The following is a 13,181-nucleotide window of genomic DNA, read 5'->3' as shown; positions in this document are numbered from 1 at the left end:
AATGAAAACAGAATTGACAGATTTTATGAAAAAACTGAAAGCCAATAAACGCAACCTCAGCACACAGCAGTTCCGCACCATCAAGGGTCAGGCTTTTGCCGGAGATATTGCGGGTGCAGAAAAAGGACTGCATAAATTGTTGGAAAGGCGGTGTGGATAATGGGAAAGACAACAACAGAGATGCAGCTAATTGCAGTCTCCAAATTAGTGCCGTATGTGAATAATGCCAGAACGCATAACGCACAGCAGATTACGAAACTTCGCTCCTCCCTGCGAGAGTTCGGTTTTATCAATCCTGTCATTGTTGACAGAGAGTTCAATGTAATAGCTGGGCATGGACGCATTCTCGCAGCAAAGGAAGAAGGTATCACGGAAGTACCGTGTGTATTTGTGGACTATCTTACTCCGGCACAGAAGAAAGCATATATACTCGCTGACAATCGTATGGCAATGGATGCCGGATGGGATGAAGAGCTTCTGCGTGTGGAGATTGAAGCATTGCAGGCAGAATCCTTTGATGTGGGTTTGACCGGGTTTGATGAAAAGGAACTGTCGATTCTCTTTGATAAAGACAATGATGCCGAAGAAGATGACTTTGATGTAGATGCAGAACTGCAAAATCCTGCACTGTCAAAGTCGGGCGATATTTGGATAATTGGCAGGCACAAGGTAATCTGCGGAGATTCCACTGCTCCTGAAACTTTTGAAAAGTTGCTGGGCGAAACCAAGGTCAATCTTGTGTGTACGGACGCTCCATATTTTGTGGAACTGAAAAACAAGTCTGGCACGATTGCTAATGACAATCTGAATGATAAGCAGGGGTATGAATTCCTGTTAAAGGTCTTTACTAATTTCAAAAATGCTATGGCGGCAGATGCATCCATTTATGAATTCTATGCGACCATGAAGACTCGTGTGTTTTACGATGCGTTTGAGGATGCCGGGTTTAAAGTGGGGGCAGGTCTAATTTGGAAAAAGCCAAGGGCACCATTTATGCGTACCGACTGGAAGTTCAACATGGAGCCTATCATCTGGGGTTGGAGAAAAGACGGCAAGCATATCTGGTATGGCGATCAGAAGCAGACTGCCGTTTTTGAATTTGACGGTATCAAAGACTCTGAAAAAGATGGCTGTGGGCATCCATCCTCAAAGCCTGTGCCACTGATTGCCTATTTGATTAAGCAGTGTACACAATCCAATGGTATTGTGCTTGATGGCTTTCTCGGCAGTGCATCCACACTGATGGCTTGCGAACAGCTGGACAGAATCTGTTATGGAGTTGAGTTGGAGCCTAAATTTGTGGATGTAGCAGTGAAACGCTATGCTCAGTTCAAGGACGGAAAGACCGATGATATTTCAGTCATCCGTGACGGTGTGATTATTCGATTTGAGGATTTGGAGGTTGCATCAGAAACGGAGGTAACCAATGACTAATGTTACTTATAACTTTGAAGAAGGCATCGGATACGGAAGATTATCGAATGGGATGACATTTATATTTGACAGGAGGGATTACGATAAAATCCGCCATGTCAAATGGTATGCAAGCTGTGAAAGCGGAAGACCTTATATGATGGATTGCAGAGGACGAAAAATGCACAGCTATTTATTTCATTGTCCCGCTGGATATGAAATTGACCATATCAGTCTTGATACTTTGGATAATCGTTCATGTAACATTCGAGTATGTACTCATCAGCAAAATCAGATGAATCAGCCACTCCAGAAAAATAATACATCTGGGGTAGCTGGTGTTAGCTGGTATGCTGCAAGAAATAAATTCAGGGCGAGAATAAAAGTGGCACAAAGAGAAATCCATTTAGGGTATTTTGATACCTTTGAAGATGCTGTACGAGCAAGGAATATAGGCATGAGGTGTATGTTCGGTGCGTATGGTCGCTATGATGATATCGGAAAAATACCGTTCTGGATTGAAAAACAGGTAGTTGAGAAATGCATTCGTTTTGTGGAATTGGCACAGAACAGTGCATTTTTTGATTTCTGGGATTTGGAGGTAAGTGCCGATGGAGAATAATAACTTAACACTGGGGAGCCTCTTTGATGGTTCAGGAGGATTTCCTTTAGGAGGCTTGATTTCCGGGATTACCCCTTTGTGGGCATCGGAAGTCGAGCCTTTTCCTATCAGGGTAACCACAAAGCGATTTCCTAATATGAAGCATTACGGTGATGTCAGCAAATTAAACGGTGCGGAAGTTCCGCCCGTGGATATCATCACATTCGGAAGTCCCTGCCAAGATATGTCTGTGGCGGGCAAGCGAAGCGGACTGGACGGAGAGCGTTCCGGTTTATTTTATCAAGCGGTGCGAATCGTGAAGGAAATGAGGTGTAAGACAAATGGCAAGTATCCAAGATTTGTGGTCTGGGAAAACGTCCCCGGCGCATTCTCCAGCAACAAAGGCGAGGATTTCAAGGCAGTCCTCGAAGAAATCTGCAAAGTCAAAGACGATAGCATTTCTGTTCCTCAGTCTGGAAAATGGACAAACGCAGGAGAAATCGTGGGAGAACAGTTCTCCCTTGCATGGCGGGTGTTTGATGCGCAGTATTGGGGAGTTCCCCAAAGAAGAAAACGCATCTACCTTGTCGCAGATTTTGCAGGCCAATGTGCCGGAAAAATACTATTTGAGTCAGAGGGCGTGTCAGGGTATCCTCCGAAGGGCATCTGCCCGTGGCAAGGAACTGCCGGAGATTTTGAAGGCTGCACTGGAGCGGCAGGCATCGGCATAGATGGATATAACGGTTCTGCGGACGAAGTCGCAGCTACTCTTGGTGTGAATTGTGGAATAGCAACAGGCAGAAATGGTGTCATGGTACTCAATGACCAAGGCGGCAACCGCATGGATGTGACAGAAGATTTGACCTGCACCCTCCGTGCAGAGTCCAACCATCCTCCGCTGGTCTTTGAAAATCATAGTCAGGATACGAGATACACGGGTCCTTTGGAACAGGCTCCTACGGTCAGTTCTACTTATGGCACTGGTGGAAATAATCAGCCGTTTGTATTGGAAACACCGAAAACGCTGAAAATTCGCAGCGGCTGTGAGGGTGGCGGCAAGGGTGCATTGATTCAGGATGATTTGTCTGCCACCCTCGGCTGTAATAATGACCAGACACTGTTTGTGCCAAAGGCATACGGCATCTGCTCCAAGGACAGCAATTCCATGAAGTCGGATAATCCCCATAGTGGAATTTATGAAGCGGATACCTCCCGTACCATTGATGCCAACGGCGGCAACCCTGCCTGCAATCAAGGGGGCATTGTTGTGGTGGAGGGAAACGGCAGCAGACCATCCCACAAGGGTGACGGCTATAAGGAATCGGATGTCATGTATACCTTAAATACCATCGAACAACACGCAGTGGTGTATGCCATTGACCGTGAAAGCTATAACTGCGGTCAGAATTATGCAAGGAAGATGGGTATTTCCAAGGACGGCATCAATTCCACGCTGAATGCACAGGGACCAAGTGCCGTGGCTGCGCCCGTCTATTCTTCCAGCAAGGCATCCTTCTTTACTTCTGCGGAGGAAGAACTGGCAAACACACTGGTGGCTACGGATTATAAAGACCCGCCAATCGTAAATGATGTCAGTGAGATGCCGGAGTACATCGTCCGCAGGCTTACCCCTACGGAATGTGCAAGGCTGCAGGGATTCCCGGACTGGTGGTGCAATAATCTTGGCACGGCAGAACCGACAGAGGAAGAAATCAAGTGGTGGGCAGAGGTGTTTGAGACCCATCGTCATATCATGGGGACTTCCTCAAAACCAAAGACAGAAAAGCAGATCATTAAATGGCTGAAAGACCCGCACTCCGATTCTGCGGAATATAAGATGTGGGGCAACGGTGTAGCACTTCCAAATGTGGTATTTGTGCTTTCCGGCATCGTGTATTATTCACAACTCCCGGACTTTTTATTGTGAGATATTCTGCTACAGAATGACTTGCTATTTATTCCCTTTAGAGTGATATATGTAGTACCGAAAAACAAAGGAGGTACTTACCATGAAAGTTATTTACAACATTACCGACAGAAAGCCTTTTGTAAAGGCACTGGAAGAAATCACAGGGGCGAAAGCAGTCTACATGAAAACCCCAACCTACGCATACACGGTGGATTATTTTACCGTGACCCGCGAGGGCAACCTTACCTTTGATGACATGGCAGACAGCGAGGAAATCGAGCGAGTGCTTGAGGAACTTGACCAGAGAGGTTTCCGCTGCGAGAGTTCCGAGTACGATGAACCCCAGCTGGAAACGGGCTGTGAGGAGCCTTTGGAGGACTGCCAACCTGCATACGGAGTGCCGGAAACCGAGCCACAAGGCGAAACAGTCGGGCTTACGGTGGCAATGCCGCTGGATAAGGTATTGGTCGGCAATCTTACCAACCTCTTGGAAGCCAAGGGCAGTCTTATCAAGAAGGCATTGGGAATCAGTGAACTTCCCATCATCATTGATGAAGAGAAGATTTCCTTCCCTTGGTTTTCAGACGACTTGGATGCCGATACGGTCAAAGCCTACACCGACTTCATCGCAGCCCTGTGCAGGATGAGCCGAGAGCAGAAACGCATCTCCAACACCGAAAAGGCAGTGGAGAATGAAAAATACGCATTCCGCTGCTTGCTCCTGCGCTTGGGATTTGTGGGAGCAGAATATAAACGGGACAGAAAAATCCTGCTGAAGAATCTGACAGGCAGCAGTGCATTCAAGAATGATGTGAAAAAGGAGGCGGCAGACGATGAGATTTCCGAGTAAAGAAATTGTGGAGCGGGTACGCAGTCAGTACCCCGTTGGAACAAGGGTGGAACTTACCCAGATGGATGATTTGCAGGCTCCGCCAATCGGCACAAAAGGAACGGTAACAGGGGTGGATGATACCGCCTCCATCATGGTTCGCTGGGACAACGGAAGCGGACTTCATGTGGTCTATGGCGAGGACAAATGCAGGAAAATCAGCAATGAATAACTGCTGTAAGATACACAATTTCGCCCCCCAAAGATTGTGTAGTATATGGCGAGAATTGAGTGGATATATAGTGGTTTTAGCGGTAATATGTGTACTACCAAAAGGAAAACAAACCAAACGGAGGTACATAAAATGAGCGAGAAAACTACAAGACAGGTTGAAGAAATGAAACAGCAGACCATCGGAGTTGAGGTCGAGATGAATGGCATTACAAGGGATAAGGCAGCAAGGCTTGCAGCCACCTACTTTGGCACAGGCAGACACGAAAACACAGCCGGACGCAACGGCTACAGCACTTGGTCAGCTTGGGATGTAGATGGCAGAGAGTGGAAATTTCAAAAGGATGTCAGCATCGCAGGGTGCGACAGCGAGAAATGCGAATTGGTAACCCCAATTCTTCACTACAGCGACATTGAAACCTTGCAGGAACTTATCCGAATCCTTCGCCACGCAGGAGCAAAAAGCGATGCCACGAGGGGCTGCGGAGTTCACATTCACATCGGTGCAAACGGACATACCCCACAGACCATGAGAAATCTTGCAAACATCATGGCAAGCCACGAAAGCCTGATAGCCGATGCCCTTGACCTCGACAGGGGCAGGATGCATCGCTACTGCAAAACGGTTGACCCACGGTTCTTGGAGCAGGTCAACAAGAAAAAGCCAAAGACGATGGCGGCACTTGCAGACATTTGGTACTCCTCCAACGGAGCCAACTACGGCAGAGACCACCATTACAACGACAGCCGCTACCATATGCTCAACTACCACGCAACCTTTACCAAGGGAACAATTGAATTCAGACTTTTCCAATTTGATGCCCCGGCAGACGGCAAACTAAACGGACTTCATGCCGGACAGCTGAAAAGCTACATTCAGCTTTGCCTTGCACTCAGCCAAATGGCGAAAACAGTAAAGACTGCCAGTCCCAAGCCACAGCAGAATGAGAATCCGAAATACGCCATGAGGACTTGGCTCTTAAGGCTTGGCTTCATCGGAGAGGAATTCAAAACAGCAAGAGAAACCCTTACCAAGAAACTTGCAGGAGATACAGCCTTCAGAAACGGCAGAGCCGCTTGAAGGAATCGCAGGAGTTAGCCTCCTGCCACCTTACCTCCGACCGCTTCGGCGGTCTTAAGGTGGTAGAAGGGTGATTCCTTCGGAAAGGATGGATACCATTATGAAGAAACGATACTACCTTGCCTACGGCAGCAACTTAAACGTCCGTCAGATGCGGATGCGATGCCCATCGGCACGAGTCATTGGAACAGCAGAAATCAAGGATTATGAGCTGCTTTTCAAGGGCAGCCACACAGGAGCGTATCTTACCATTGAACCCAAATCTGGGGGCAGCGTTCCAGTAGCAGTTTGGTCGGTGACCGATGAGGATGAAGCGGCTCTTGACCGCTACGAGGGATTCCCCACCTTTTATTACAAGAAGGAAATGCAGCTGCCGATTAAAGGCATCAAGTCCGGCAAGACCAGAATCCGTGACTGCTTTGTGTATATCATGCACGAGGAGCGGAGCATCGGCATTCCGTCACTTGCTTATGTCAGCGTCTGCCTTGAGGGGTACATCAGCTTTGGCTTTGATGAACATTTTCTTGCAGAAGCACAGCTAAAATCAGAGGAGGCATTTGGATATGAAAACAGAAATCACTGAACTTAAAATCTGCCCACGCTGCGGCAAAGCATATCACGGTGTACCTGCTCTTTCGAGGGCAGACAGCGCAACCCTCATCTGCCCGGACTGCGGCACCAGAGAAGCCTTGGAGAGCATTGGTGTAAAGCCGTCCGAGCAGGAAGAAATTCTCGAAACCGTCCATCGTTCCATGCGTGGATAACTGCTGTAAAATACACAGTTTTCCTCCCAAAAGATTGTGTAGATTATGCCGAGAAATGAGTGGATATAGTCGGCACATAGCGGTAATATGTGTACTACCGAAAGGGAAAGCAACACAAACGGAGGAAACGAAAATGACAAGATTTGAGAAAGATTACAAGGACGCTAAGGACGGAAACGAAATCGAGGTAATTACCAAACGCAAAGCTGAAATTGAAAAGCTTACCCGTGAGGGAAAAAGCTGCAAAAACGGTTTTCGCAGAACCTGCATTGCACAGGATTTAACTCGACTGAAAGCAGAACTCAGAAAAATTGAGGAACTTTTCTAAGAGGAAAAACAATAAAACATTCCAAGAACGGAGCCAAGCGGCTCTGTATCTTGTTACTGAGGCTTGCCGATGGCAGGTCATTTTTTATGCCATGAAACGGAGGTGACGGCATTGCGAAAGCTAAAGAAATACAGACCTACCAAGTTCAAGGTAAAGGATAGCCACTATGATGAGGATGCGGCGGACTTCGCTGTTGCCTTCATCGAGAGCCTTTGCCACACCAAGGGTACATGGGCAGGAAAGCCATTTGAACTGATTGACTGGCAGGAACAGATTATCCGTGATTTATTTGGAACGCTGAAACCCAATGGGTATCGGCAGTTTAATACAGCTTATGTGGAAATTCCGAAGAAGATGGGAAAATCAGAACTGGCAGCTGCCGTGGCACTTCTTCTGACCTGCGGGGACGGAGAGGAACGAGCAGAGGTTTATGGCTGTGCCGCCGACAGACAGCAGGCTACCATCGTTTTTGATGTGGCGGCGGATATGGTGCGGATGTGTCCGGCACTGTCCAAGCGAGTGAAAATACTGACCTCGCAGAAAAGAATTGTGTATATCCCAACCAACAGCTTTTACCAAGTGCTGTCAGCAGAAGCCTACTCCAAGCACGGCTTTAATATACACGGAGTGGTATTCGATGAGCTGCATACCCAACCGAATCGAAAACTGTTTGATGTTATGACCAAGGGTTCCGGCGATGCCCGTATGCAGCCGCTGTATTTCCTTATCACAACAGCCGGGACAGATACTCATTCCATTTGTTATGAAACGCACCAGAAAGCAAAGGATATTTTAGAGGGGCGAAAAATCGACCCAACTTTCTATCCAGTGATTTATGGTGCCGATGAGTCGGATGATTGGACAGACCCAAAGGTGTGGAAGAAAGCCAATCCCTCCCTTGATATTACGGTAGGGATTGATAAGGTAAAAGCCGCCTGTGAGTCGGCAAAGCAGAACCCCAGCGAAGAGAACTCCTTCCGTCAGCTTCGTCTGAATCAGTGGGTAAAACAAGCAATCCGCTGGATGCCAATGGACAGATGGGATAAATGCTCCTTTGCTGTAAATGAGGACGATTTGGAAGGCCGTGTCTGCTACGGCGGTCTTGACCTTTCCAGTACCACAGATATTACAGCATTTGCACTGGTATTCCCTCCGCAGGACGATGAAGATAAATACATCATTCTCCCATATTTTTGGATACCGGAAGAAACCCTTGACCTGCGTGTTCGCCGTGACCATGTCCCCTATGATGTGTGGGAACGACAGGGATATTTGCAGACCACGGAGGGCAACGTGGTGCATTACGGCTACATTGAAAAGTTCATAGAAAAACTGGGCGAACGGTTTAATATCCGTGAAATCGCCTTTGACCGCTGGGGTGCTGTGCAGATGGTGCAGAACCTTGAGGGAATGGGATTTACAGTCGTTCCCTTTGGACAGGGATTTAAGGATATGAGTCCTCCCACCAAGGAACTGATGAAACTGACACTGGAGCAGAAAATCGCCCACGGCGGCCACCCGGTTCTAAGATGGAACATGGACAACATCTTCATCCGAACCGACCCTGCCGGAAACATCAAGGCAGACAAGGAAAAATCCACGGAGAAGATTGACGGTGCCATTGCCACGATTATGGGACTGGACAGAGCCATTCGCTGTGGTGCCGACAGTGGTGCATCGGTTTATGACGAGCGAGGAATTTTGTTTATCTGATGCAGATGTGCAACCGCCTATGATTTTAAAAAATCATAATTCGGCTGCACGATAATGTGGTACAATTGCTTTATGGAGGTGGTTGTTTCTTATGCTAAAAGAATTCTATGACTATTTGGTATCGCAGGGATTTTCAGAATACACAAAATCCGGACGAAAAAGTACGGTATATAGCTACTATAACCGTATTGAACTTGTATGTAAGAACGAAAATATTACGCTTGCAGAGCTAACAAAAGACATTCATTTCATTGTTTCTAAGTATGATTATGGCGGAGAATATGAAGCTATTGGAATGCGGTCAAGTAAAACCTGCATTAATGCATTAAAAGCATTTGAGGATTTTATAAATCAGAAATAATGATGAGAGCATCTATCAGAAACGGTAGGTGCTTTTCTTATGCCCATTTTTGAAAGGAGTGTGAATGCTTATGGGAATCTTATCGGGACTGTTTCGGTCAAGGGATAAGCCTGTGACCGACAGTACATCGGGCAGTGCCTACCGCTTTTTATTCGGTGGCTCAACAGCAGGAAAGCCTGTCAACGAACGGTCAGCCATGCAGATGACGGCAGTGTATGCCTGCGTGAGAATTTTATCTGAGTCTATTGCAGGACTGCCACTGCATCTGTATCGTTATACCGATAGTGGCGGCAAAGAAAAAGCACTGGATAATCCGCTGTATTTTCTCCTTCATGATGAGCCGAACTCGGAAATGACATCCTTTGTCTTTCGGGAAACTCTTATGACCCACCTATTACTGTGGGGAAATGCCTACTCGCAGATTATCCGAAACGGCAAGGGTGAGGTGGTAGCACTGTATCCGCTGATGCCAAACCGCATGAGCGTGGACAGAGATGATAAGGGAAATATCTATTATCAATACCAAGTGTCGGATTCCGATGCTCATACCATGAAAAGTGGAACGGTTATCCTAAAGCCATCGGATGTGCTTCATGTTCCGGGACTTGGATTTGATGGTCTTGTGGGATATTCGCCCATTGCAATGGCGAAAAATGCTATCGGACTCTCCATTGCCACAGAGGAATATGGTGCCAAGTTCTTTGCAAATGGTGCGACACCGGGCGGACTTTTGGAGTATCCGGGAACGGTCAAGAACCCAGATGCTATCAGAGAAAGCTGGAATAAAGGTTTCGGCGGCAGTCACAATTCCAACAAGGTGGCAATTCTGGAAGAAGGAATGAAGTACACACCGATTTCCATTTCCCCGGAGCAGGCACAGTTTTTGGAAACACGAAAATTTCAGATAGACGAGATTGCTCGAATTTTCCGAGTCCCTCCTCACATGGTAGGAGATTTGGAGAAGTCGAGCTTTTCTAATATTGAGCAGCAGTCCTTGGAGTTTGTGAAATACACCTTGGAACCATGGCTGGTTCGTTGGGAGCAATCACTTATCCGTGCTTTGATTTCTGAAAAGGATAAAAAGGATTATTTTATCAAATTCAATGTGGACGGACTGCTTCGTGGTGATTACGCAAGCCGTATGAGCGGCTATGCTACGGCAAGGCAGAACGGCTGGATGAGTGCTAACGATATTAGAGAACTGGAAAATCTCGACCTTATCTCTACTGAAGATGGAGGTGACCTATATCTGATAAACGGAAATATGACAAAGCTTGCAGATGCAGGCATTTTTGCAGCCAGTGCAGGAACTGGCGGAGAGGAGGAAAAAACCGATGAAGAAGTTTTGGAACTGGAAGAACAGGACAGTGACCAATCAGGAAACGCAGGAACAGAAAGCGGAGAGGACACTGTTTCTAAACGGCACAATCGCAGAGGAAAGTTGGTTTGACGATGATGTCACACCACAGCTTTTCAAGGAGGAACTGTTAGCTGACAGTGGAGATATTACTGTATGGATTAACAGTCCCGGTGGTGACTGCGTGGCGGCTGCACAAATCTACAATATGCTGATGGACTACAAAGGAAATATTACGGTCAAGATTGACGGCATTGCAGCTTCGGCGGCATCTGTCATTGCAATGGCAGGCACAAAGGTGCTGGTATCCCCTGTTTCTATGATGATGATTCACAATCCTGCAACCATTGCATTTGGTGATATGGGAGATATGCAGAAAGCCATTGATATGCTTTCGGAAGTCAAGGAATCCATTATCAATGCCTATGAAATCAAAACAGGAATGAGCCGTGCGAAGCTGTCCCATCTGATGGATGCGGAAAGCTGGATGAACGCAAACAAGGCTGTGGAACTTGGCTTTGCTGATGAAATCATGAATCGTGGTGAGAATACGGAAAATGTAGAACAGCCACAGGTTTCAATGATGTATTCCCAAGTGGCAGTGACCAATTCACTGATGGATAAGATTGCGAAGAAGTGTCATATCCAGAAGAAACCGCCTGTGCCGGAAAGCACAGAACGAAGCGTTGATTCGCTCATGGAGCGTCTCGATATTATCAAACAACACATTTAAGGAGGATTTTTATTATGACTATTTTAGAACTGAGAGAAAAACGTAACACAGCATGGAATGCAGCAAAGGCATTTTTGGATTCCCATCGTACCGACAAGGGTACTCTGAACGCAGAGGACGATGCCACCTATTCCAAGATGGAGCAGGAAATCAATGACCTCGGCAAGGAAATCAGCCGATTGGAGCGTCAGGAGCAGATGGAGGCAGAACTTTCTAAGCCTATCAATAAGCCGCTGACTTCCAAACCGGGTATGGGCAAAGAGCCGGAGGAAAAAACAGGCCGTGCATCGAATGCTTATAAAACCGCTATGCTGGATGCCTTCCGCTCCAACTTCAAGCGTGTCAGCAATGTTTTGCAGGAGGGTGTGGATGCCGATGGCGGTTATCTTGTGCCGGAGGAATATGACCATCGCTTGATTGATATTTTGACAGAAGAAAATATCATGCGTAACCTTGCTACCAAGATTACCACAAGCGGTGAGCATAAAATCAATATCGCAGCAACAAAACCTGCGGCATCTTGGATTGAAGAGGGCGGCGCACTTAGCTGGGGCGATGCAACCTTTGACCAGATCCTCTTGGATGCACACAAACTCCATGTTGCCATCAAGGTAACGGAGGAACTTCTGTATGATAATGCATTCGGTCTTGAGAACTACATCATCACACAGTTTGGTAAGGCACTGGCAAATGCCGAAGAGGATGCGTTCCTTAATGGTGACGGCACTGGAAAACCACTTGGTTTGTTCGCTGCTACTGGCGGTGGTCATATCGCAAACACGCTGACTGCGGCAATCAAGTCTGATGATATGCTGGATTTGGTGTATGCCCTTAAACGTCCGTATCGTAAGGATGCATCTTTCATTTTGAATGATCAGACATTGTCTGTACTTCGTAAGCTGAAGGACAATAACGGAGCCTACATTTGGCAGCCTTCTTATCAGGCTGGTGAGCCGGATAAAATCCTCGGTTACAGTGTTCATACTTCTGCCTATGCACCGACTGATGCCATTGCTTTTGGCGATTACAAGTATTACAACATCGGTGATCGCGGCAGCCGTTCTTTCTCCGAACTTCGTGAGTTGTTCGCAGGCAACGGCATGATTGGTTATGTTGCAAAGGAACGAGTGGACGGCAAGCTGATTCTGCCGGAAGCCGTACAGATTTTGAAGTTGAAGTCTGAGTAATCTAATGGCAGTGCTGTCAAATGTGGCGGCACTGCCTAATCTTTTAGGATTGAGGTGGTGATAAATATGCTTGTAGCATTAGATGAAATGAAGCAGTATCTTCGTGTGGATTTTGCAGATGATGATTCTCTGATTGAGTATCTTCTGTCCAGTGCGGAGAAAATCTGCATGGATATTATGAGAACTGATGATTCTGATAGGCTCACATCTGAGCCAAACGCAAAGACGGCGGTGCTGTATACGGTGGCATATCTTTATGAGCATCGTGAGGATGCAGATCATCACGCACTAATGATTACACTCAGGGCTTTGCTCTTTGGCAGCAGACAGGAGGGATTCTGATGGACATTGCACTTTTGAATGTGAGAGTGGTATTCCAGAAGTCAGCAGTAGTTGTGGATGCCATCGGCAATCACAAAAATGAATGGACAGAATTTTACTCCTGCTATGCTACAGTCAGCGGAGAGAATGGCAAGGAAACTACAGCGGCAGGCATTACCGTGGACGATTCCGACCTTAGCTTTTCTGTCAGATATTGCCTGAGTGTGTCAGAAATCAATAACACGGAGTACCGAGTGCTGTTTGGCGGAGAGATTTACAATATTCTCTCGGTTGACCACATGAATTACAGAAACAAGTCCGTAAAATTCAAATGCCAGAAAGTGAGACGGTAA

At 46.9% G+C, this 13,181-nt stretch carries 17 protein-coding genes; all 17 read left to right on the top strand.

From position 1 onward, the window contains the following. Window position 1: 1 nt before the first annotated feature. Window positions 2–160 (top strand): hypothetical protein, encoded by a 159-nt coding sequence (locus BUB85_RS21675; RefSeq protein ID WP_200803528.1) that lies wholly within the window; start codon window positions 2–4, stop codon window positions 158–160. Then, entirely contained in the window at window positions 160–1,434 is a 1,275-nt protein-coding gene (locus BUB85_RS02185) for a site-specific DNA-methyltransferase (protein WP_073104405.1), read from the top strand. The genes BUB85_RS21675 and BUB85_RS02185 overlap by 1 nt, the downstream gene beginning before the upstream one ends. Continuing rightward, entirely contained in the window at window positions 1,427–2,035 is a 609-nt protein-coding gene (locus BUB85_RS02180; protein ID WP_073104404.1) for an HNH endonuclease, read from the top strand. Before BUB85_RS02185 ends, BUB85_RS02180 begins: the two co-directional genes overlap by 8 nt. Then, on the top strand, window positions 2,025–3,941 hold the full coding sequence (gene dcm / locus BUB85_RS02175) for a DNA cytosine methyltransferase (RefSeq protein WP_073104402.1): 1,917 nt from the start codon (window positions 2,025–2,027) through the stop codon (window positions 3,939–3,941). The genes BUB85_RS02180 and dcm overlap by 11 nt, the downstream gene beginning before the upstream one ends. An 82-nt stretch (window positions 3,942–4,023) precedes the next feature. Then, window positions 4,024–4,773: a virulence protein gene (locus BUB85_RS02170; RefSeq protein ID WP_073104401.1), complete on the top strand. Its 750-nt coding sequence runs from the start codon at window positions 4,024–4,026 to the stop codon at window positions 4,771–4,773. After that, complete coding sequence (locus tag BUB85_RS02165) at window positions 4,757–4,984, top strand: DUF4314 domain-containing protein (RefSeq protein ID WP_073104399.1); 228 nt, start codon at window positions 4,757–4,759, stop codon at window positions 4,982–4,984. Before BUB85_RS02170 ends, BUB85_RS02165 begins: the two co-directional genes overlap by 17 nt. A 132-nt stretch (window positions 4,985–5,116) precedes the next feature. Further along, complete coding sequence (locus BUB85_RS02160) at window positions 5,117–6,064, top strand: amidoligase family protein (RefSeq protein WP_073104398.1); 948 nt, start codon at window positions 5,117–5,119, stop codon at window positions 6,062–6,064. 100 nt (window positions 6,065–6,164) lie between these two features. Further along, window positions 6,165–6,647 (top strand): gamma-glutamylcyclotransferase family protein, encoded by a 483-nt coding sequence (locus BUB85_RS02155; RefSeq protein WP_073104472.1) that lies wholly within the window; start codon window positions 6,165–6,167, stop codon window positions 6,645–6,647. Further along, the gene (locus BUB85_RS02150; protein ID WP_073104396.1) at window positions 6,628–6,828 is read left to right on the top strand and encodes a hypothetical protein; all 201 of its coding nucleotides are present in this window, start codon (window positions 6,628–6,630) and stop codon (window positions 6,826–6,828) included. Before BUB85_RS02155 ends, BUB85_RS02150 begins: the two co-directional genes overlap by 20 nt. Window positions 6,829–6,961: 133 nt before the next feature. Further along, a complete protein-coding gene (locus tag BUB85_RS02145; protein WP_073104395.1) occupies window positions 6,962–7,156 on the top strand; it encodes a hypothetical protein in 195 nt (64 codons plus the stop codon). A 69-nt stretch (window positions 7,157–7,225) separates the two neighbouring features. After that, complete coding sequence (locus tag BUB85_RS02140; protein WP_073104393.1) at window positions 7,226–8,869, top strand: terminase large subunit; 1,644 nt, start codon at window positions 7,226–7,228, stop codon at window positions 8,867–8,869. A 91-nt stretch (window positions 8,870–8,960) separates the two neighbouring features. Beyond that, the gene (locus BUB85_RS02135) at window positions 8,961–9,230 is read left to right on the top strand and encodes a hypothetical protein (RefSeq protein WP_073104392.1); all 270 of its coding nucleotides are present in this window, start codon (window positions 8,961–8,963) and stop codon (window positions 9,228–9,230) included. A gap of 70 nt (window positions 9,231–9,300) precedes the next feature. Continuing rightward, the gene (locus BUB85_RS02130; RefSeq protein ID WP_073104390.1) at window positions 9,301–10,680 is read left to right on the top strand and encodes a phage portal protein; all 1,380 of its coding nucleotides are present in this window, start codon (window positions 9,301–9,303) and stop codon (window positions 10,678–10,680) included. Then, on the top strand, window positions 10,565–11,320 hold the full coding sequence (locus BUB85_RS02125) for a head maturation protease, ClpP-related (protein ID WP_143160646.1): 756 nt from the start codon (window positions 10,565–10,567) through the stop codon (window positions 11,318–11,320). The genes BUB85_RS02130 and BUB85_RS02125 overlap by 116 nt, the downstream gene beginning before the upstream one ends. Before the next feature lie 14 nt (window positions 11,321–11,334). Then, window positions 11,335–12,507: a phage major capsid protein gene (locus BUB85_RS02120; protein WP_073104389.1), complete on the top strand. Its 1,173-nt coding sequence runs from the start codon at window positions 11,335–11,337 to the stop codon at window positions 12,505–12,507. Window positions 12,508–12,573: 66 nt separating this feature from the next. Then, the gene (locus tag BUB85_RS02115; RefSeq protein ID WP_073104387.1) at window positions 12,574–12,849 is read left to right on the top strand and encodes a head-tail connector protein; all 276 of its coding nucleotides are present in this window, start codon (window positions 12,574–12,576) and stop codon (window positions 12,847–12,849) included. Next, window positions 12,849–13,181 carry a phage head closure protein gene (locus BUB85_RS02110; RefSeq protein WP_073104385.1) on the top strand — a complete coding sequence of 111 codons (333 nt, stop codon included), beginning with the start codon at window positions 12,849–12,851 and terminating at the stop codon, window positions 13,179–13,181. Before BUB85_RS02115 ends, BUB85_RS02110 begins: the two co-directional genes overlap by 1 nt.

The organism is Hespellia stercorisuis DSM 15480, assembly GCF_900142165.1.
Classification (GTDB): Bacteria; Bacillota; Clostridia; order Lachnospirales; family Lachnospiraceae; genus Hespellia; species Hespellia stercorisuis.
Note: the sequence above shows the minus strand (reverse complement) of the source record. Positions and strands in the feature narration are given on the sequence as shown.